The sequence below is a fragment of the Sorangium aterium genome, from assembly GCF_028368935.1.
GTDB lineage: Bacteria > Myxococcota_A > Polyangia > Polyangiales > Polyangiaceae > Sorangium > Sorangium atrum.
Window position 1 is genome coordinate 134,648 of sequence record NZ_JAQNDK010000001.1, and the last position, 21,001, is coordinate 155,648.

5 protein-coding genes (1 of these 5 only partly in view) are annotated in these 21,001 nt (G+C 72.2%); all 5 read right to left on the reverse strand.

Annotated features, from left to right (window positions below):
• Tightly spaced (each overlapping or abutting the next), the 5 genes in view from POL72_RS00385 to POL72_RS00405 form a layout consistent with a single transcriptional unit that may run on beyond the window.
• The gene (locus POL72_RS00385) at window positions 1-4,362 is read right to left on the reverse strand and encodes a type I polyketide synthase (protein WP_272092885.1); all 4,362 of its coding nucleotides are present in this window, start codon (window positions 4,360-4,362) and stop codon (window positions 1-3) included.
• A complete protein-coding gene (locus tag POL72_RS00390; RefSeq protein WP_272092886.1) occupies window positions 4,359-9,086 on the reverse strand; it encodes a type I polyketide synthase in 4,728 nt (1,575 codons plus the stop codon). The genes POL72_RS00385 and POL72_RS00390 overlap by 4 nt, the downstream gene beginning before the upstream one ends.
• Window positions 9,083-14,635, reverse strand: coding sequence for a type I polyketide synthase (locus POL72_RS00395; protein WP_272092887.1), 5,553 nt, complete (start codon window positions 14,633-14,635; stop codon window positions 9,083-9,085). Before POL72_RS00395 ends, POL72_RS00390 begins: the two co-directional genes overlap by 4 nt.
• Window positions 14,628-18,890 (reverse strand): non-ribosomal peptide synthetase, encoded by a 4,263-nt coding sequence (locus POL72_RS00400; protein WP_272092888.1) that lies wholly within the window; start codon window positions 18,888-18,890, stop codon window positions 14,628-14,630. The genes POL72_RS00395 and POL72_RS00400 overlap by 8 nt, the downstream gene beginning before the upstream one ends.
• Window positions 18,869-21,001, reverse strand: partial view of a type I polyketide synthase gene (locus POL72_RS00405; RefSeq protein WP_272092889.1) — the 3' end only. Its footprint extends 7,230 nt past the window's final position; the window shows 2,133 of its 9,363 coding nt (coding positions 7,231-9,363); its start codon lies off the right edge, out of view; the stop codon is at window positions 18,869-18,871. The genes POL72_RS00400 and POL72_RS00405 overlap by 22 nt, the downstream gene beginning before the upstream one ends.

Here is a 21,001-nt window from a genome sequence, read left to right on the forward strand (position 1 = left end):
TCAGGTAGGCCGCGCCGCCGTCGAGCGCTGTCCCTGCCGCCCCTCACCGGCCGCGCCGCGCGCGAGGCGCGCCACGAACCGCTCTCCGCCCCGCAGCGCGATCTGATCTTCGCCGTCGGGCTCCTCGATCTCCTCGCAGAGCAGCGTGGCCTCCTGCTCGGGCGCGATCTCCGGCCCCAGGTCGACGAGGCCGCCCCAGCGCTCCGGATGCTCGAGGGCGATGACCCGGCCGAGCCCCCAGAGCGGGGCGACGCCGAGCGCCGCCTCGTCCGGTGCGCAGGCCACGGGCTGGCAGCGCCGGGTCACCACCCACAGGCGTCCCATGTCCCCACGGCGGGACAGCGCCTGCGTGAGGTGGAGCAGGCTCGCGGACGTGGCGCCGGCCGCCTCCGGTGTCGCGCCGTCGAGGCCCGAGAGGTGCACCACGCCGCGCCATGCGAGGCCGGGCGAAGAGGCCAGCTCCCCCAGCCACGCCTGCGCGCGGATCGCGTCCGAGAGGGCTTCGCGGGCGTCTGCCCGCGCCACGACCGCATCGTCACCGCGCTCCGTCAGGCGCCGCGCGAGGGCGGCGCCCACGCCCTGGCCGTCGCCGAAGATCAGCCAGCGGCCCGGCCCCGAGCCAGCGCGGCCCGGCGCCTGGCCCCCGCGCGCCTTCGGCCGCCACGCGAGATCGTACCGCCACTCGCGGGCGCGCTCGGCTTCTCCTCCGGAGCGGAGCAGCGTGTCGCGCGTCGCCGGTCGGCCGCGGAAGCCGATCATCTCCGCGACGACCCGCCCCGCGTCGTCGACGATGCAGAGATCGCCGCTCACGACCTCGGCCTGGGCGTCATCGGGGCCGCGCAGCGTGACGTGGCTCCACAGGCGATCGCGGGGCGGGCCATGGAAGATGAAGCGCTCGATCCCGAGGGGGACGCCCACTTTGACGCGGGAGACCGCGGCCATCGCGAGCTGAAAGCAGGCGTCGAGCAGCCCGGGGTGGAAACCATAGGCGTCCACACCGTCGCCTTCCTCCGGGAGCCGCATCCGGCACAGCGCCTCTCCGTCACGCCGCCAGATCTCCTCGATCCAGCGGAAGGAGGGCCCGAACTCGAAGCCGAAGCGCCCGATCAGATCACCGTAGAACGCCTCTCCAGACATCGACTCTCGGCAGCGCGTCCGCACGTCGTCTCGCGACGGCGGCGCGACGGCGGTCGTATCGGCCGCTGCGCGGAGCTTGCCGGTCACATGCAGGGTCCACGCCGGCTCTTCCTCGCCCGCATCGTGGCTGAAGATCCGGAAAGTGCGCTCTCCGGATTCGTCCGCGGAGAGGACGAGCTGAACGTTGCGCGGTCGCTCCGGGGCCAGGACGATCGGCTGGGCAAAGAAGACGTCCTCCAGCGCGTACGGCCCGGGGCCGAGGCTCCGGATCGCGGCGTCCAGCACCATCGCGACCTCCGTGGTGCCCGAGACGATCGCCATGCCCTGCACCCAGTGATCGTTCAGCAGCGAAGTCGACCGGGGATCGAACCGGGCCTCGAAGACGATCTCCCGCAGCGCCGGCGAGTAGAGCCGCCGCCCGAGGAGCGGGTGCCCGCCCCCCGGACCTTCGCCCTGCGCGGGATGCGACCGCGGCGGCTCGATCCAGCAGCGCTCGCGCTGGAAGGGGTACGTGGGCAGCACCAGCTTGCGCCGGGCCCGGTCGCGATCGAGCCCCGCGAAGTCCACCTTCGCGCCTCGCACGTACAGCGCCCCAAGGCTCTCCAGCATCTGCGCGCAATCCGAGCGCTTCGGCCGCAACGACGGCAGCCAAACCCCTACCCCCTCTGGCACGCATCGCCGTCCCATCGCCGAGAGCACGGGGGCCGGCCCCACCTCCACGAACGCTTCCGCTCCAGCCTCCTGCAGCGCCCGTATCCCCTCCATGAACCGCACCGGCGCCCGCACATGCCTCGACCAGTACGACGCCTGCGCCAGCTCCTCCCGTGCCGCTCTCCCCGTCACGTTCGCGATCAGCTTCCGCTGCGGCGCCGTCATCTTCACCTTCGACGCCGCCCGCTCGAACGCCTCCACCATCGGCTCCATCAGCGGCGAGTGGAATGCGTGCGATACGTTCAGCCAACGACTCTTGACCCCGCGCGCCTCTAACGCCTCCACCACCGCCGACACCGCCCTGCGCGACCCGGACACCACCGTCTCCGACGGCCCGTTCACCGCTGCGACCGACACCTCCGCCGCGTACGGCCTCACCGCCTCCGCCACCGTCGCCTCGTCCGCGAACAGCGCCGCCATCGCTCCCTGCTTCGGCAGCCCCTGCATCAGACGCCCTCGCGTCGCGATGAGCTCGAGCCCCTGCTCCAGCCCCATCACCCCCGCAACACACGCCGCCACGTACTCGCCCACGCTGTGCCCAAGCACCGCAATCGGCTCTATCCCCCACGCCTTCCACTGCGCGCTCAGCGCATACTCCACCGCGAACAGCGCGGGCTGCGTGTACTCCGTCTCGTCCAGCGGGCTCGCCTGCCTCTCCGACGGATACAGCACCTCGATCAGCGGCCTCTCCAGCTGCCCACGCAACAGCGCGTCGCACTCCTCGATCGCACGCCGGAACACGGGCTCTGTCGCGAACAGCTCACGCCCCATTCCCACGTATTGCGAGCCCTGACCCGTGAACAGGAACGCCACCCGCGGGCCGTCAGGACGCTCTACCCGCCCCTGCTCCGTCTGCTCCGCTGGCTCGCCTCGCGCCAACGCACTGAGCCGCTCCTGCATCTGGGCCCGGGACGACGCCACCACCGACAGCCGGTGCGCGAAGTGCGCCCTGCCCGTGTGCGCCGTGAAGCCCACGTCCCCGAGCTTCTCCTCCGGGTGCGACCCGAGGTGCTCTGCGTACCGCCCCGCCAGCGCACGCAACGCCTCCTCCCGCTTCGCCGAGATGCACAGCAGCTGCGCCGGACGCTCCGCTCCGGCCTCCTTCACCTCCGGCTCCTCCGGCGCCTCTTCCAGCACCACGTGCGCGTTCGTGCCGACGAAGCCGAACGAACTCACGCCCGCCACGCGCCGCCCTTCGACCGGCAGCCAGGGAGCGCCCGTCGCCGGCACCGAGATGCGCGCCTTGCTCCAGTCGATGAGGGGGTTCGGCGCGACGAAGTGCAGGTGCGGCGGGAGCTCCCGGTGCAAGAGCGAGAGCACGACCTTCAGCACGCCGGCCACGCCCGCCGCCGGCTCGAGGTGGCCGATGTTGGTCTTCACCGAGCCGATCAGCAGCGGCCGATCCGGAGGCCTGCCTGCGCCCAGCACCGCGCCCAGCGCCTCCACTTCGATGGGATCGCCGAGCGACGTGCCGGTCCCGTGCGCCTCGACGTAGCTGACCACCGACGGCTCGATGCCGGCGCGCTCGAGGGCTGCCCGGACGACAGCCTCCTGCGCAGGTCCGCTCGGCACCGTCAGCCCGCTGCTCGCGCCGTCCTGGTTCACCGCCGAGCCGCGGAGGATCGCGAGGACGTTGTCGCCGTCGCGGCGCGCGTCGGAGAGCCGCTTCAGTACAAGGACCCCGCAGCCCTCGCTGCGCACGTAGCCGTCAGCGGAGGCTGCGAAGGTCTTGCACCGTCCGTCGGGCGAGAGCATCCGCGCGCGGGAGAAGGCGATGTTGGCGTCCGGCTCGAGGATCAGGTTGACCCCCCCGGCGAGCGCCAGCGTGCAATCGCCTGCACGCAGGCTCTGGCATGCGAGATGGATCGCCACCAGCGACGACGAGCACGCGGTGTCGATGGACATGCTCGGCCCCTGCAGGCCGAGAACATAGGAGAGGCGCCCCGACGCCGCGCTCAGCGCGTTGCCGGTGCCGAGGTAAGCGTCGATGCTCGCAGGCGTCGGCATGAGCCGCTGCGCTCGGCGCAGATAGTCGTTGGTGCCGATGCCGATGAACACCCCGGTCCGGCTGCCAAGGAGCCCATCCGCGGAGATGTTGGCCCGCTCGAGCGCCTCCCACGCGACCTCCAGCACGAGGCGCTGCTGCGGGTCCATCCCGGCGGCCTCCCGCGGCGAGATGCCGAAGAAGCTGGCATCGAAGCGATCCACGCCGTTCAGGAAGCCTCCCCAGCGGGTAGACATCTTCCCCGGGGCATCGGGATCCGGGTCGTAGTACGCGTCGATGTCCCAGCGGTCGCGGGGGATCTCGGCGATGGCGTCGACGCCCTCCCGGAGGAGTCTCCAGAACGCCTCGGGGCTGTCGGCCCCACCGGGCACCCGGCAGCCCATTCCGAGGATCGCGATGGGCTCGCGCTCGGCGCGCGCGAGGCGCTCGACGCGCGCGTTGAGCTCGTACGCGTACAGCACGAGCTGCCGGGGATCGAGGCGGCTGATGCGGTCCAGAAGGCTGCTCACGAAGGCCCTCCGGACGCGATCCGGGCCAGCATCCGCTCGACGTCGTCGTTCGAGAGTCGCTCCACGCTGTCCAGGAGCCCCCCGAGCGCCTCCGCCTCGGTGAGCCCCCCGAGCGCCTCCGCCTCGGTCGCCCGCTCCGCCGGCTCCGGCGCGAGCACCTCTGCTTCGAGGTAGCTCGTGAGCGCTTCGATCGAGGGGTGATTCAGCGCCAAAGTCGCCGGCAGCGCGCGCGCCACGCTGCGCTGGAGGCGGTTCTTCAGATCGACGGCCATCAGCGAGTCCATCCCCATGTCGGCAAACCGGCCCCTGGCGTCGAGCCCGCGATCGTCGCCGAAGCCGAGCACGCGAGCGACCTCCTGGCGCACGTGGGCGAGCAGGATCTCCCGCCGATCTGCCGGTTCGGCCTCGGCGATCCGCCGCATCAGATCGGGCGGCGCCTCGGCCGGCGGCCCTTCGCCCGGCCTCTCCACCAGATCGGACAGCAGCCGGAGCGACGCGCCACCGCGCGCGCTCCGCACGAAGCGCCCCCAGTCGGCGTTCACGGCCACCACGTGCGACCTGTCCTCTGCCAGGAGGCGCTCGAGGAGCGCGAGCCCGTCCGCGCCAGGGATCATGTCGATGCCCCACTCGTGCCAGCGCTCGCGCTCCCGCTTGCCGGTCGTCCCCGCCATCCCGGCGCCCTCCCACGGCCCCCACGCGATGCTCAGCGCCGAGAGCCCCTGGGCGCGCCGGTGAACCGCGAGCGCATCCAGGAACGCGTTGGCCGCGGCGTAGCTCCCCTGTCCGAGCGATCCCAGCACCCCGGCGGTCGACGAGAAGAGAACGAAAAAGTCGAGGGCTCGATCCCGGGTCGCCCTGTGGAGGTTCCACGCGCCGGCGACCTTCGGGGCGAGCACGCGACGAAACCGCTCTCCGTCGAGCTGCTGGAGCACCCCATCGTCGAGGACGCCGGCGGCGTGCACGACGCCCGCGAGGGGAGGCATCCCGGCGGCCATCTCGGAGAGGACCCGCGCCACATCTTCCGGGCGCCCGACATCGGCCTGCGCAACGAGCACCCTCGCGCCCTTCGCCTCGAGCTCCTGAAGCGCCCTCCGGGCTCCCTCCGGCGGAGGGCGCCGCCCGACCAGGACCAGATGCCTCGCGCCGCGCTCGGTCATCCAGCGCGCGACTTGCAGCCCGAGCCCCCCGAGCCCGCCGGTGATCAGGTAGGAAGCATCCTGCCGCAGCGCCGCCGGGCCCGGCGGCATCGCAGGAGCGCGGAGCCGCGAGAGGCGGGCCACGAGCCGCGCGCCGTCCTGCCACGCGATCTGATCTTCCCCGTCGGGTCCGAGGAGCGTCTCGCCCAGCCGCTCGGCCTGCACCTCGGCCGGCGCGGCGTCGAGGTCGATCAGCCCGCCCCACAGCTCGGGGTGCTCGAGGGCGATCACGCGACCGAGGCCCCACGAGAGCGCTCCTTGCCCGGCGCGGCCCGCGGCGGGCCGGCCGTCGCGGGTGACCACCCACAGCCGACCTCCCTCCGTGGAGCCCGCGAGGGCCTGGATCACGCCCAGCACGCTGCCGGCGCCGAGCGAGAGGTTCGCGTCGTCCAGGAGCGAGGCGCCCTCCGCCGCGACCGCGTCGATGCTCCACAGGTGCACGATGCCCTGCCACGCGGAGGTGCTCTCGGGGAGAGCCTCCACGAGCAGGCGCTTCAGGTCCTCCGGCCTCGCGGGATCAACGCGAAACACCCGATGAGCGCCGAGCTCCAGGCGCTCACCGGCAAAGGCGAGCACGCAGCGATGCCCGCGCTCGGCGAGCTTCCGGGCCAGCGCCTCGCCCACCCCGCTCCGATCGGCGAGCAGCAGAAAGCTCCCCGCCGGCACCGGAGCTCCGGGCGTGTGGGGTCGAGGCTGCCAGTCGACTTCGTAGCAACCTGCGCCGTCCTGCCGAGAAGCGTCGTTCGCCGGCGCGCGGGCGGTCCGGTGTCTCTCGATCTCAACCCAGTAGCGCTCGCGCTGGAAGGGGTAGGTGGGCAGCACGAGCTTGCGCCGGGCCCGGTCGCTGTCGAGCCCCGCGAAGTCCACCTTCGCGCCGCGCACGTACAGCGCCCCAAGGCTCTCCAGCATCTGCGCGCAATCCGAGCGCTTCGGCCGCAACGACGGCAGCCACACCCCTGCCCCCTCTGGCACGCACCGCCGCCCCATCGCCGAGAGCACAGGGCTCGGCCCCACCTCCACGAACACCTCTACCCCCGCCTCCAGCAGCGCACGTATCCCCTCCATGAACCGCACCGGCGCCCGCACGTGCCTCGACCAGTACGACGCCTGCGCCAGCTCCTCCCGTGCCGCTCTCCCCGTCACGTTCGCGATCAGCTTCCGCTGCGGCGCCGTCATCTTCACCTTCGACACCGCCCGCTCGAACGCCTCCACCATCGGCCCCATCAGCGGCGAGTGGAACGCGTGCGATACGTTCAGCCAACGACTCTTGACCCCGCGCGCCTCTAACGCCTCCACCACCGCCGTCACCGCCCCGCGCGCCCCGGACACCACCGTCTCCGACGGCCCGTTCACCGCCGCGACCGACACCTCCGCCGCGTACGGCCTCACCGCCTCTGCCACCGTCGCCTCGTCCGCGAACAGCGCCGCCATCGCTCCCTGCTTCGGCAACGCCTGCATCAGGCGCCCTCGCGTCGCGATGAGCTCGAGCCCCTGCTCCAGCCCCATCACCCCCGCAACGCACGCCGCCACGTACTCGCCCACGCTGTGCCCAAGCACCGCAATCGGCTCTATCCCCCACGCCTTCCACTGCGCGCTCAGCGCATACTCCACCGCGAACAGCGCGGGCTGCGTGTACTCCGTCTCGTCCAGCGGGCTCGACTGCCCCTCCGACGGATACAGCACCTCGAGCAGCGGCCTCTCCAGGTGCCCCCGCAACAGCGCGTCGCACTCCTCGAGCGCCCGCCGGAACACAGGCTCTGTCGCGAACAGCTCTCGCCCCATCCCCACGTACTGCGAGCCCTGTCCGGTGAACAGGAACGCCACCCGCGGGCCGTCAGGACGCTCTACCCGCCCCTGCTCCGTCTGCTCCGCTGGCTCGCCACGCGCATACACACTGAGCCGCTCCTGCATCTGGGCCCGGGACGACGCCACCACCGACAGCCGGTGCGCGAAGTGCGCTCTGCCCGTGTGCGCCGTGAAGCCCACGTCCCCGAGCTTCTCCTCCGGGTGCGACCCGAGGTGCTCCGCGTACCGCCCCGCCAGTGCACGCAACGCCTCCTCCCGCTTCGCCGAGATGCACAACAGCTGCGCCGGACGCTCCGCTCCCGCCTCCGGCACCTCCGGCCGCTCCGGCGCCTCTTCCAGCACCACGTGCGCGTTGATCCCGCTCATTCCGAACGAGCTCACCCCTGCTACGCGCCGCTCGCCTTTCGCCGAAGGCCACCGCGTCCGCTCCATCGGCACCCGCACCGGCAGCTCCGACCACGCCACGTGCGGGCTCGGCTGCCGCAGGTGCGGCTGCGCGGGCAGCTCTCCGTGCTGCATCGCCAGCGCCACCTTCAGCACCCCCGCCACCCCCGCCGCCGCCTCCAGGTGCCCGATGTTCGCCTTGACCGCTCCCACCCACAGCGGCCGCTCCGGCGAGCGACCCGGCCCGAACACCTCACCCAGCGCGTTCAGCTCGATCGGGTCCCCGAGCGACGTGCCCGTGCCATGCGCCTCGACGTAGCTCACCTGCGACGCTTCCACCCCCGAGGCCCCCAGCGCCCGCCGGATCAGCGCCCGCTGCGCCACCCCATTGGGCACCGTCAGCCCCCCGCTCGGCCCGTCGTGGTTGACCGCCGAGCCTCGGATCAGCGCCACGATCGGGTCGCCGTCCGCCAGCGCGTCCGACAGGCGCTTGAGCACCACCACCCCGCACCCCTCGCCTCGGCCGTAGCCGTCCGCAGACGCGTCGAACGCCTTGCTCCGCCCGTCCGGCGCGAGCGCCCGCAGGTGGGAGAGCACGATGTTGGGGCGCGGCGACAGGATCAGGTTCACGCCGCCGGCGAGGGCCACGCGACACTCGCCGTCTCGCAGGCTCTGGCAGGCCAGATGGATCGCGACCAGCGACGACGAGCACGCCGTGTCCAGCGCCATGCAGGGGCCATGCACGCCGAGCGCGTAGGATATCCGGCCCGCCTGGAAGCTGAAGCCGTTGCCCGTGCCCACATAGCCATCGAGACGCTCCTCGCTGACGTGGTCGGCGACGAGCAGCCCGTAGTCCCCGTTCATGATCCCGACGAACACGCCGGTCGCCGTACCTGCCAGATCGGGAGCGGCGATCGCGGCCCGTTCGAGCGCTTCCCAGCTCACCTCGAGGAGCAAGCGCTGCTGCGGATCGAGGCCTTCGGCCTCGCGCGGCGAGATCCCGAAGAAGCCCGCGTCGAACCGATCCACCTCGTCGAGGAAGGCGCCGCGGCGCGTGTACATCTTCCCCGGCGCGCCCGGCGTCGGATGGTAGTACGCGTCGATGTCCCATCGGTCCTTCGGCACGTCCCGGACCGCATCGCGCCCCTCGCGAAGGACGCTCCAGAAAGCCTCCGGATCGGATGCGCCGGGGAAGCGGCAAGCCGCCCCGACGATGGCTATCGGCTCGCGGCGCGCCCGCTCGATCGCGTCGAGGCGAGCACGCATCTTCTTCAGCGCGAACAGCGCGCTCTGGAGCGGCGACAGCTCGTCGGACCCGGCGTCGGAGGTGGCGCTCATCCCAGGACGTTCTCCTCGTCGAACGAGGTCAGCTCCGCGAGCTGCGCTTCCAGCTCGGACCGCGAGAGCTGCTTGATTTCGGCCAGGAGCTTCTCGTCCTCCGACACGGCGGACGCGGCGGACGGCGCAGGCTCACCGCGCTCGAGGCAGAGGACGTCATCGCATACGAACCGCGAGAGCGCGTTCACGCTCGGGTAGTCGAGGGTCACCGTCGATGGGAGCGGCCGTCCGAGACCGGCCTGCAGCTGGTTTTTCAGGAGGATCGACGAGAGCGAGTCCATCCCCATCTCGAAGAAGCCCCGGAGCGGATCCACGAGCTCCACGGGGCGAACCCCGAGGACCCGCGCCGCCAGTTCGTGGACATGGCGGAACACGAGGTCGCGCCGCTCGCTCGACGGCGCCCGCTCGATCTGCGCTTGCAGCGTGAGCGACGCGCCGGCCGACGCCTCCCCGGCCGCGCGCCTCTCGCGGGCGACCTGCGGGAGCGACGAGAAGATCGGGACGGGGCGCCCCGCCGCGAGGCCATGGATGTGGCTGACCAGATCGCCCGAGACGACGCTCGTCTGGACGCCGCCCCGCTCGATGAGCTGGTCGAGGATCCTGGCGCCGAGATCGGGAGGGATGCGGACGAGGTCCGCGTCGGACAGGACGCTCGCTCCGCGCGTCGCCAGCATGCCGACCTCGGAGAAGGGGCCCCAGTCGACGCTGAGGGCGGGCAGCCCGAGCGCGCGGCGATGGTGCGCGAGCGCGTCCAGGAAGGCGTTGGCGGCCGCGTAGCTGCTCTGGCTGGGCGCGCCGGCGATCGCCGCCAGGGACGAGAAATAGACGCAGAAGTCCAGGGGCAGGTCGCGCGTCAGGACATGGAGGTTCCACGAGCCCTGCACCTTCGCCGCGAGGACCGCCGCGAACTGCTCCCAGGTGTGCCGGAGGAGCACCGAATCGCCGGGGAGCCCCGCCGCATGGACGACGCCTGCGAGCGGCGGCATCTCGCGCGCGATCGCGTTCAGCACGCGAGCCGCGTCCTCCTCGATGGAGACATCCGCGATGAAGATCGCGATCTCGGCGCCGCTCTCCCGGATCCGGCGCAGCTCTTCCGCCGCCTCGGCCGTGGGCTCGCGCCTCCCCATGAGCGCGAGGTGCCGCGCCCCACGCTCGACCAGGCGGCGCGCCACGCGCCGCCCGAGGCCGCCCATCCCGCCCGTGACGAGGTAGGTGCGATCCGGGCGGAGGGGCGCGACCTGCGCCGAGAGATCCAGCGCGCCGCCGGCCACGACGCGCTGCACGTACCGCTGCCCGTCGCGGAGCGCGACGTGATCTTCCCCGTCCGGCCGATCCATCTCGCCGAGCAGCATCGCCGCCGCGCGCTCCGCGTCGTACGCGGGATCGAGATCGATCATCCCCCCCCACACCTCGGGATGCTCGAGCGCGATGGTGCGGCCGAGGCCCCAGGTCGGCGTGGCGGCGAGCTCGATCTGCGCGCCGGGCTCGACCGGCTGCGTCCCCCGCGTGACGAGCCAGACGCGCGTGGACAGGTTCGCGCGCCCGAGCGTCTGCGTTACGCGAAGGATGCTGCCGCAGCACCGCTCCTCGGCGGCGGCGAGCGACGTGGCGGTGAGCTCGCCAGCGGAAGGCGCGTCGAGGCCCCAGAGGTGCACCACGCCGCGGAGCGGACGGTCGGCCGTATCCTGCTCCAGCGCGCGGACCACCTCCTCGAACCGCGCGACCTCACCGGCGCGCGGCGGCTCCGCCGGGCTCGGGACGACCAGGCATCGCTCTCCGCGGCGCCGGAGCGCCTCCGCGAGCGCGGCGCCGACGCCACGGCCATCCGCGAAGATCCACCACCGCCCGCCGGCTGCAGCGTCCGGCGCCCACTCCGAGACGGCACGGCGGCGCGGCTGCCACTCGACTTTGTAAAGCCAGCTCTCGAGCCGCGTCCCCGTCGCGATCCGCAGCGCCTCCGGCGAGGCCTTGTGCAGGGACAGCCCTTCGGCCTCGAGCAGGAGCCCCCCTTCCGGGGTGAGCACGCGCATCTCGCCATGGAGCGCCGCGCCATGCTCCCCGGCGCTCGGCCGCAAGGTCACGTGGCTCCACAGCCGGTTGCCGGGCCGGCCGTGAAGCCGGACGCGGTCGAAGGCGACCGGGAGGTAGGGCGAGCTCGTCCTCATCGACCCGTCCGCGCCGAGCAGCGCGCCGCCCACGATGTGCAGGCAGGCGTCGAGGAGCGCCGGGTGGAAGCAGTAGCGGCCCTCGTCCTCGGCGAGCGCGGCGGGAGCGCAGATCTCCGCCACGACCTCTCCGTCCTGCCGCCACAGCGCAGAGAGCCCGCGGAAGGCGTCGCCGTAGTGGACGCCGAGGGCGCTCGCCTGCCGGTAGTAGCTCTCTCCCGTCATCTCGCCTGCATGACGCGCTCGAATCGCGTCGAGAGGCGGGGCCGCGCGGACGTCGCGCGGATCTTCGCTCCGGATCGCGCCCGACGCGTGGAGCCGCCAGTCGACCTCGCCGCCGAACGGCTCGGCGCGCGCGCTGAAGATCTCGAACGACGCCTCGCCGGCGCCGCCGGGCACGAGGACGATCTGCAGGGCCCGCTCCTCGCCGGCAGGGAGCGGCAACGCCTCGTGAATGACGACCTGCTCGAGGACCCGCGCCGCGGGTCCGAGCACGGCGGCGCCTGCGGCGAAGGCCAGCTCGAGGTAGGCGGTGGCCGGAAAGACCACGACGTCGAAGACCTGATGATCGTTCAGAAACGGCAGCGCTCGGGAGCTCAGCCGGGCCTCGAAGACGACGCCGCGGATCGCCGGAGACCGGAGCCGCTGCCCGAGGAGCGGGTGCCCACCCGCCGGATCTTCGCTCTGCACGGGCCGCGCAGGCTGCGATCGCGGAGGTGGATCGATCCAGCAGCGCTCGCGCTGGAAGGGGTACGTGGGCAGCACCAGCTTGCGCCGGGCCCGGTCGCGGTCGAGGCCCGCGAAGTCCACCTTCGCGCCTCGCACGTAAAGCGCCCCAAGGCTCTCCAGCATCTGCGCGCAATCCGAGCGCTTCGGCCGCAACGACGGCAGCCACACCCCTGCCCCCTCTGGCACGCATCGCCGCCCCATCGCCGAGAGCACGGGGGCCGGCCCCACCTCCACGAACGCTTCCGCCCCCGCCTCCTGCAGCGCACGTACCCCCTCCATGAACCGCACCGGCGCCCGCACATGCCTCGACCAGTACGACGCCTGCGCCAGCTCCTCCCGTGCCGCTCTCCCCGTCACGTTCGCGATCAGCTTCCGCTGCGGCAACCCAAGCTTCACCTTCGACGCCGCCCGCTCGAACGCCTCCACCATTGGCCCCATCAGCGGCGAGTGGAATGCGTGCGACACGTTCAGCCAACGACTCTTGACCCCGCGCGCCTCTAACGCCTCCACCACCGCCGTCACCGCCCCGCGCGCCCCGGACACCACCGTCTCCAACGGCCCGTTCACCGCCGCGACCGACACCTCCGCCGCGTACGGCCTCACCGCCTCTGCCACCGTCGCCTCGTCCGCGAACAGCGCCGCCATCGCTCCCTGCTTCGGCAGCCCCTGCATCAGACGCCCTCGCGTCGCGATGAGTTCGAGCCCCTGCTCCAGTCCGAATACCCCCGCAACGCACGCCGCCACGTACTCGCCCACGCTGTGCCCAAGCACCGCAATCGGCTCTATCCCCCACGCCTTCCACTGCGCGCTCAGCGCATATTCCACCGCGAACAGCGCGGGCTGCGTGTACTCCGTCTCGTCCAGCGGGCTCGCCTGCCCCTCCGACGGATACAGCACCTCGATCAGCGGCCTCTCCAGGTGCCGCCGCAACAGCGCGTCGCACTCCTCGAGCGCCCGCCGGAATACAGGCTCGGTCGCGAACAGCTCCCGCCCCATTCCCACGTATTGCGAGCCCTGCCCCGTGAACAGGAACGCCACCCGCGGGCCGTCAGGGCGCTCTACCCGCCCCTGCTCCGTCTGCTCCGCTGGCTCGCCTCGCGCCAACGCACTGAGCCGCTCCTGCATCTCTTCGCGCGACGCCCCGATCACCGAAAGCCGGTGCGCGAAGTGCGCTCTCCCCGCGCGCGCCGTGAAGCACACGTCCGAGACCCGCTCCTCCGGGTGCGACGCCAGGTGCTCCGCGTACTGCCCCGCCAGCGCGCGCAACGCCTCCTCCCGCTTCGCCGAGAGGCACAACAGCTGCGCCGGCCGCTCCGCCGCTGCCCTCACCTCCGGCCGCGCAGGCGCTTCCTCCAGCACGACGTGCGCGTTCGTGCCCCCCATGCCGAACGAGCTCACGCCTGCTCGGCGCGGCGTCCGCGTCCGCTTCCACTCCGTGAGCTTCGTGTTGATGTTGAACGGCCCCTTCGAGAGCTCGCAGCGCGGGTTCGGCTCGACGAAATGGAGGCTGGGCGGCAAGGCGCGATGCTCGAGCGCGAGCACGGTCTTGATCAGGCCGGCCACGCCCGCGGCCACCTCGAGGTGGCCGAAATTCCCCTTCACCGAGCCGATCAGGCACCCTCGCTTCGCGCCACGGGCCTCGCCGAACACCTTTGCGAGAGCGGCTATCTCGATGGGATCGCCGAGCGGCGTACCCGTACCGTGAGCCTCGATGTAATCGATCGTCTCCGGCGCGACGCCGGCGATCGCCTGCGCCTCCGCGATCACCTGTGTCTGCCCCTCGACGCTCGGCGCGGTGAACCCGACCTTCACCGAACCGTCGTTGTTGATGGCCGAGCCCCGGATCACCGCGCGGATGCAGTCGCCGTCGGCCAGCGCATCCGAGAGCCGCTTGAGCGCCACCACGCCAACGCCGCTCCCGAAGACCGTGCCGCGCGCCGACGCGTCGAAGGGCCGGCAGCGACCGTCGCTCGACCCGATCCCGTCCGGTTCATAGACGTAACCCGCGAGGTGCGGGACGCGGACGGTCACGCCGCCGGCGAGCGCGACGTCGCACTCGCGGTTCAAGAGGCTCTGACAGGCGAGGTGCACGGCGACGAGCGAGGTGGAGCAGGCGGTCTGCACGCCGACGCTCGGGCCCCTCAAGTTCAGCTTGTACGAGACGTGCGTCGACAGGTAGTCCTTGTCGTTGGCGACGAGCGCCTGCGTCCACTGCAGCAGGCGCACATAGCTCAGATCGGGCTGAATGTTCGACACCAGGTAGCTGCTGAAGCTCGAGCCCGCGAACACCCCGATCGACCCATCGAAGCTGTCGGGGACGCAGCACGCGCTCTCCAGCGCTTCCCACGCGCATTCGAGGAACAGGCGGTGCTGGGGATCGGTGAGCTCCGCCTCGCGCCGCGTGAAGCCGAAGAACGACGCGTCGAACTGCTCGATCCGGTCGAGCACGCCCGCGGCCGGCACGTAGCTCGGATCCCGCGCCGCGGCGGGGTGGACGCCCGACGACGCGAGCTCCGCCTCCGAGAAGAACGAGATGGACTCGACTCCATCGCGCAGGTTGCGCCAGTACTCCTCCGGACCTCGCGCCCCCGGGAAGCGGCACCCGATGCCGATGATCGCGATCTCGCTCCCCTCCGCGGACACCGGATCACTCATCTCCGCCCCCGCCCATGCCTCCGCGCCCGGCGCGGGCCGCGCGCCGCGCCGCTGCCCTGTCTCGGCCCCGCTTGAGGGAGGCGCCCTCGTCCCCCTCCCCGGCGAGGCGCGCCGCGAGCGCGCGGACGGTCGGGTACTGGAACAGCTCGATCGTGGAGAGCTCAGCGCCAAGCGCCTCTCTCAGCCGGGCGCCGATGCGGACCACGTGAATCGAGTTGGCTCCGAGCTCGAAGAAGCTCTGCTCGACGCTCACGTGATCGAGCCCAAGGATCTCCCCTATCACCGAGGCGATCGCCCGCTCTGTCTCGTCGCGCGGCGGCACCACGGCGGCGCTCCGCTCCGGCTCATCGGCCTTCAGATCGGAGAGCGCCTTGCGATCGATCTTGCCGTTCGCCGTGAGCGGCATCGCGTCGAGCACCACGATCGAGGCAGGGACCATGTGCGCCGGGAGCTTGGCCTTGAGGAGATCGCGCAGCGCGTCCTCCGGCGAGCGCGGAGCGGCCTGCATGTCGTCCGACCAGCCGCCCGCAGCGCCGTCGATCGCGCCGCCGCCGAGCAGCGCGTGCGCGTACTCGTGGCCCTCGTCGAGCGTAAAGAGATCCCGGACCGCCGCGAAGTCCAGCTTGCCCACGGGCATCAAGCCGATCCCCAGGCCAGGCGCGGCCGTCATCAGGAGCTGGCCCATGTAGCCCGCCTCGAGCTCGCAGAAGTCGTGCGATGCGTCGCCGTACAGGGGCAGGATGGCGTTCCGCTGCGCGACGAGGAACAGCGAGAACGCCGCCTCTTCGAACGGCGCCTGGTTGTGCGCGTAGTGAATCCGCCGATCGATGACGGCGCCCTCCGTGAGGGTCACCAGGCTCTGCTCGCGCGGGTGATAGTAGTAGGTCCCCCCGGCCACCCCTTCGACGCGACCCGGCTTCACGTAGACGTAGGTCTGGATGGGGTACAGGCTCCCCGCGGACGGGTAGCGGTACTTGGGGTGCCCATCGACGTCGATCTGACGGAGGCAGGAGAGGAGCGCAGCGAACCGGTCCAGCTGGATCGGCCTGCGGGAGAACTGGCGGTGGGTCCGGCGCCCCAGGAAGTGCGCCCGCGTCGCCTCGTCCACAGGTGGCACAGGCAGCGAGATCCGGCGCCGCTCCGGGCCGTCCGCGCGCAGGCCGTGCTGCTTGAGCTTGAACTCTAGGCGAGCCAAGGGATCGTCGATCCCGCCCTCCGGCTTCGCGGGCCCCTCCGCTGACGTGCCCTCTCCTGCGCCCGGAGGCGCGTCCAGCACCACGTAGGCGACGAGGCGCTTCTTGTTGCGCTCCTCTCCCACGGCCATCGCCACGGCCGAGCGCACCGCCGGGTGCTGCATCAGGGCCGCCTCGATCTCGCCGAGCTCGATGCGCTGCCCCTGGATCTTCACCTGGAAGTCCGCGCGGCCGAGGATCTCGATGAGGCCGCCGGGGAGGCGTCGCCCCAGATCGCCGCTGCGATAGAGGCGCTCGCCGCTCTCCGGGTGCCGGACGAAGCTCGCGGCGGTCCGCTCTTCGTCGTGGAAGTAGCCTCGAGCGAGGCCCGCTCCGGCGATGTAGAGGTGTCCCGGCACCCATTCGGGGCACGGCGCGAACGCGTCGTCGAGCACGTGGTACCGGGCGTTCGTCATCGGCCGGCCGTAGGGGATGCTCTTCCACGACGGCTCGACCGACCCGATCGGGTAGCAGATGTCCCAGACCGTGGTCTCGGTCGGCCCGCCGGCGCCGAGGATCTGGACGCCCGGCGAAAGCGCGCGCAGGCGGTCCGGTAGCGTGACGGGGATCCAGTCGCCGGACAGGACCACCTGCCGGAGCGCGCCGGGCAGCCTCGCCGCGTCGGGCGGCGTGTGCTCGAGGTGCTCGACCAGCATCTCCAGGAACGCCGGCACCGAGTTCCAGAACGTGATGCGCTCGCTCGCCAGGAGCTCGACCCAGTGCGCCGGATCCCGGAGCTTTGGGGCGTCGGGCAGCACCAGGGTCGCGCCCGCGAGCAGGCCGCCGAACACGTCGTAGACCGAGAGATCGTGGTGCAGCGCGGTCAGGCCGATGATGCGATCACCGGGGCCGACCTCGAGGAGCCGGTTGACGTCGAGCATGCGGTTCAGCACGCTCCGGTGCTCGATCATCGCCCCCTTCGGCACGCCCGTGGAGCCCGACGTGTAGAGCACGTAGGCGAGGTCCTCCGGGCGGTTGACCGGCGCGAGCGGCGAGGCGTCGAGGTCGGGCGGGATCTGGTCGACGGCGAGCTTGCGGACGCGCTCCGGCCACGCGAGCGACCCGTCCAGCCACGACTGGGTGAGGACCAGCTCCACCTGGCCGTGCTCCAGGAGGAAGTCACGGCGCTCCCGCGGCAGGCTCGGGTCGACGGGCAGATAGGCCGCTCCTGCCGCGTGGACGCCCAGCACGGCCGCGACCTGCTCCCACCCCTTCTCCATCACCACGGCCACGAGCGCGTCGGGGCGCGCGCCGCGCTCGCGCAGCCAGCGGCCGATCTGGTTGGCCAGCCGCGACAGCTCCGCGTACGTCAGGCTGCGGCGTGACGACACCAGGGCCACGCCCTCCGGCGTCTGCGCGGCCTGGGCCGCGAAGCGCTCCGGCAGGGTGCCCGCGGGGATGGGCGCGTCCGTGGCGTTGAGCTCCGCCCATCGCTCGATCTGCTCCTCCGGCAGCTCGATCAGGCGGCGAGCGTCCTTCTTCCACGTCGCCGGATCGTCGGCGAGCCCCCGGACCAGCCGGCAGAAGGCGTTGAACATGTCGTCCATCATCCCGGGCGGGAACAGCGCGGCGACCGCGTCCCAGTGGGCGATGAAGCCGCCGCGCTCCTCCGCGACCTGGAGGTCGAGCCACACCTGCGGGGTCTGAACGCTGCTGAAGACGACCTCGCCGAGCTCGTGGAAGAGAGAGAGCGAGAGCGGGAAGCCCTCCGACGCGAGGCCGAGGATGCCCGTGAAGATGACCGGCATCATGCCGCCCGAGAGCCGCCGCCGAACCTGGGCCAGCTCGCGCAGGACCTCGATCCCGCTCGACCTGTGCTGGAGATCGTTCCAGAGCTGCTCCTGGACCCGCCTCGCCCGCTCCTCGAACGTTTCCCCGGCCGTGTTGCTCGTGCCGAGCAGCACCAGCGAGGTGAAGTCGCCGAGGAGATCGTTCACCTGCGGGTGCAGCGGCAGGCGGTTGAACATCGTGACGTTGATCGTGAAATCCGGGCGCTCGCCCCACGCGGCGAGGACCGTCGTGTAGGCGGTCATCATCACGGCCGACAGCGTGAGCCCGTGCTTCAGCGCCTGCGTCTTCAGCCGCGCCCACGCCTCTGGATCGAGCTTGGCGATGCGGCGGGTGAAGCGCGTCTGAGGCAGGGCAGCCGGGTTCATCGCGAGCGGGAGCTCCGGCGGCGGAGGCAGCACCGCGACCCGCTCGCGCCAGTACTCCATGGCCTTCTGGTGCTGCGGCGAGCCCTTGAGCTCCATCTCGGCGAGCACGTAGTCGCGGAACGAGAGCTCGATCGGCGGCAGGAAGGCGCCCGGATCCCGGTACAGCAGCGCCCACTCGTGGCCGAGCTTGAGCAGGCTGCCGCCGTCGATGTGGAGCAGATCCAGGCTGATGTGGATGCGGGAGCGATCCCCGTCGAGCAGCGACGCGCGGATCTCGAACGTGGGCCACGCGTCGGCCGGGAGCAGCTGGTGCGCGAGGCGCTCGCGCGTCGCAGCGAGCTCCGCCTCCGCCGCTTCCGGCGAGAGCCCGCGAAGATCGTGCGCCTCGATCGAATACGCGGGCACGCGCTCCAGGATCTGCTGCCGTCCGTCGGGGAGCACGATGGCCCGGAGCATCTCGTGCCGCTCCACGAGCCGCTGAAAGGCGCGCGAGAGCCGCCCGAGATCCATCCCCGTCGCCTCGATCTCCGAGTAGGCGTGGATCGAGACGTCTCCGAGGTCGAACGCGGCGCTCCGCCCGATCCAGTACGCCTGCTGGATGTCCGTCAGCGGGAACGGCTTGTAGCGATCCTGCGGGGCCGGCGTGATCCGCGCGACGGGCTTGCCGCCCGCGCCGCTCCTCTGGCGGAGGAGCGCGACGAGCTCGGATTTGCGCTGCCCGATGAGCGCCCGCATCTCCGGCGTCACCACGCCCTTCGGCGCCCCGATGGCGAGCTGGTCGCCCTCGACCGACAGCTTGATCCCCTGCTGGGCGAGCGCGCCCAGCAGCTCCGTGACGCCCTCGTTCATATGAGCGTGGTCTCCCATTCCTCCTGGCCTGCATCGGGCGCCGGGGCGCGCAGGTGCACGGCGTCGAGGAGCGCGCGTGACTTGATTTGCGAGAGCAGATCGGCGGCGAGCAGCGACGCGCTGGACCCCGTCAGGATCTGCACGATGGACAGCGTCGCGCCGAGATCGGTATCGACGCGGTTGCGCAGCTGCACCGCCATGAGCGAGTCGATGCCCAGCTCCCTGAGCGGCCGATCGGCCGCGATCTGGGCCGCCGAGAGCCGCGTGGTCCGCGCGAGCAGATCGCGCAGGTAACGCTCCAGCAGCGCGCGCTGCTCGTCGGGAGCCGCGGCGAGCAGCGCGGAGGCGTCGAGCGCCGCCGGCGCGTCGCCCTGCGCCGCGAGGGGCTCTCCCGACGTCGCGTCGTCGATCCAGAAACGCCGCCGCTGCCAGGGGTAGGACGGCAGCGGGACGCTGCGGCCCGTCGGGACGAGCCGGCGGAAGTCCACCTCGTGCCCGCGGACGTAGAGCGCACCGAGCGACTCCAGCAGGATGTCCAGCTCGCCCGTCTCCCGGCGGAGCGACGGGAGCAGCGCCACGCCGCCCGAGCGGGCGTCGAGCAGGCCGGACTCGATCGCCGGGAGCAGGACCGGGTGTGGGCTCAGCTCCGCGAAGACGTTGAAGCCCTCCGCGAGCAACCGCTGGATGACCCCGGAGAAGAGCACCGGCGCCCGCAGGTTCCGCACCCAGTAGGCGGCGTCGAGATCGCTGCCGTCGGTCGGCTGCCCGGTCACTGTCGAGACCATCGGGATCGAGCCGCGCTGGGGCGCGATCCCCGACAGCGCCGCGGCCAGATCGCCGAGCAGCGGATCCATCTGCGGGCTGTGCGAGGCGACGTCGATCTTGACCCGGCGGCAGAAGATCCCGCGGCCCTTGATCTCCTCGAGCACCTCGTCCAGCGCCGCCGGATCGCCCGCGAGGACGGTCCCGCGGGGGCTCATGATGACCGCGACCGACAGCCGGTCACGGTGGCCGGCGATGGCCGCCTCGGCCTCGGCTTCGGGCAGCTCCACGAGGGCCATCGCGCCGGTCCCGCTCACGCGCCGGAGCAGGCGGCTGCGCTGGCAGATGACCCGCGCCGCGTCCTCGAGGCGCAGCGCGCCTGCCACGCAGGCGGCCGCGACCTCGCCCATGCTGTGCCCCACCACGACGTCGGGCACGACGCCATACGAGCGGAAGACCGCCGCCAGCGAGACCTGGATGGCGAACAGGGCCGGCTGGATGAAGTCGATCTCCTCGAAGCGGGCGCGCTCGCCTTCGGCCGTGAGCGACGTGATCAGGGACCACGCGACGTGCTCCCGCATGGCGCGCTCGCACCGCTCCATCATCGCGCGGAAGACGCCGTCACGCGCGAGCAGCTCGCGCCCCATCCCGAGCCACTGCGAGCCCTGCCCCGAGAAGAGGAACGCGAGGCGGCGCGACCTCTCCGGCGCCTTTCGGCCGCTCACGAGGCCGGGGTGCGGTCTGTCGTCGAGGTACGCCGAGAGGCCCGCGAGCGCGTCCTCGCGGCTGCGGGCGACCAGCGAGAGGCGGTGCCTGAGGTGGCTCCGGCGGATCGCGGCCGTGTAGCAGAGGTCCTGCAGCGCGGGGGCGCCCTCGGGGCGGCCAAGCAGGCTCCGCACGGCCTCGGCGCGGGCCCGCAGCGCGTCCGGGCTCGCCGCCGAGAGCGGCAGCAGGAGCGGGCGTGCGTCTTCCACCGGCTCCACCGGCTCCACCGGCGCGCGGGCGTCGGCGCCGCGCGGCGCCTCCTCGAGGATCAGGTGGCCGTTGGTGCCGGACCAGCCGAACGCGCTCACGCCGGCGCGGCGCGCGCTCCCGCGGGAGGGCCAGGGAGAGAGCTCGGTCGGGATCGCGAACCGGGTGCCGTCGATCGTGATGTGCGGGTTCAGGGTCTCGAAGTGGAGGTGAGGAGGCACGGCCTCCTGCTCGAAGCAGAGCACCGTCTTGATGACGCCGGCCACGCCGGCCGCCGCCTCGGAGTGGCCGATGTTCGTCTTCACCGAGCCGAGCAAGCAGCGATCGGCGCCCGCCCTTCCGTAGACCTCTGCGAGCGCCTCCACCTCGATCGGATCGCCCAGCGTCGTGCCCGT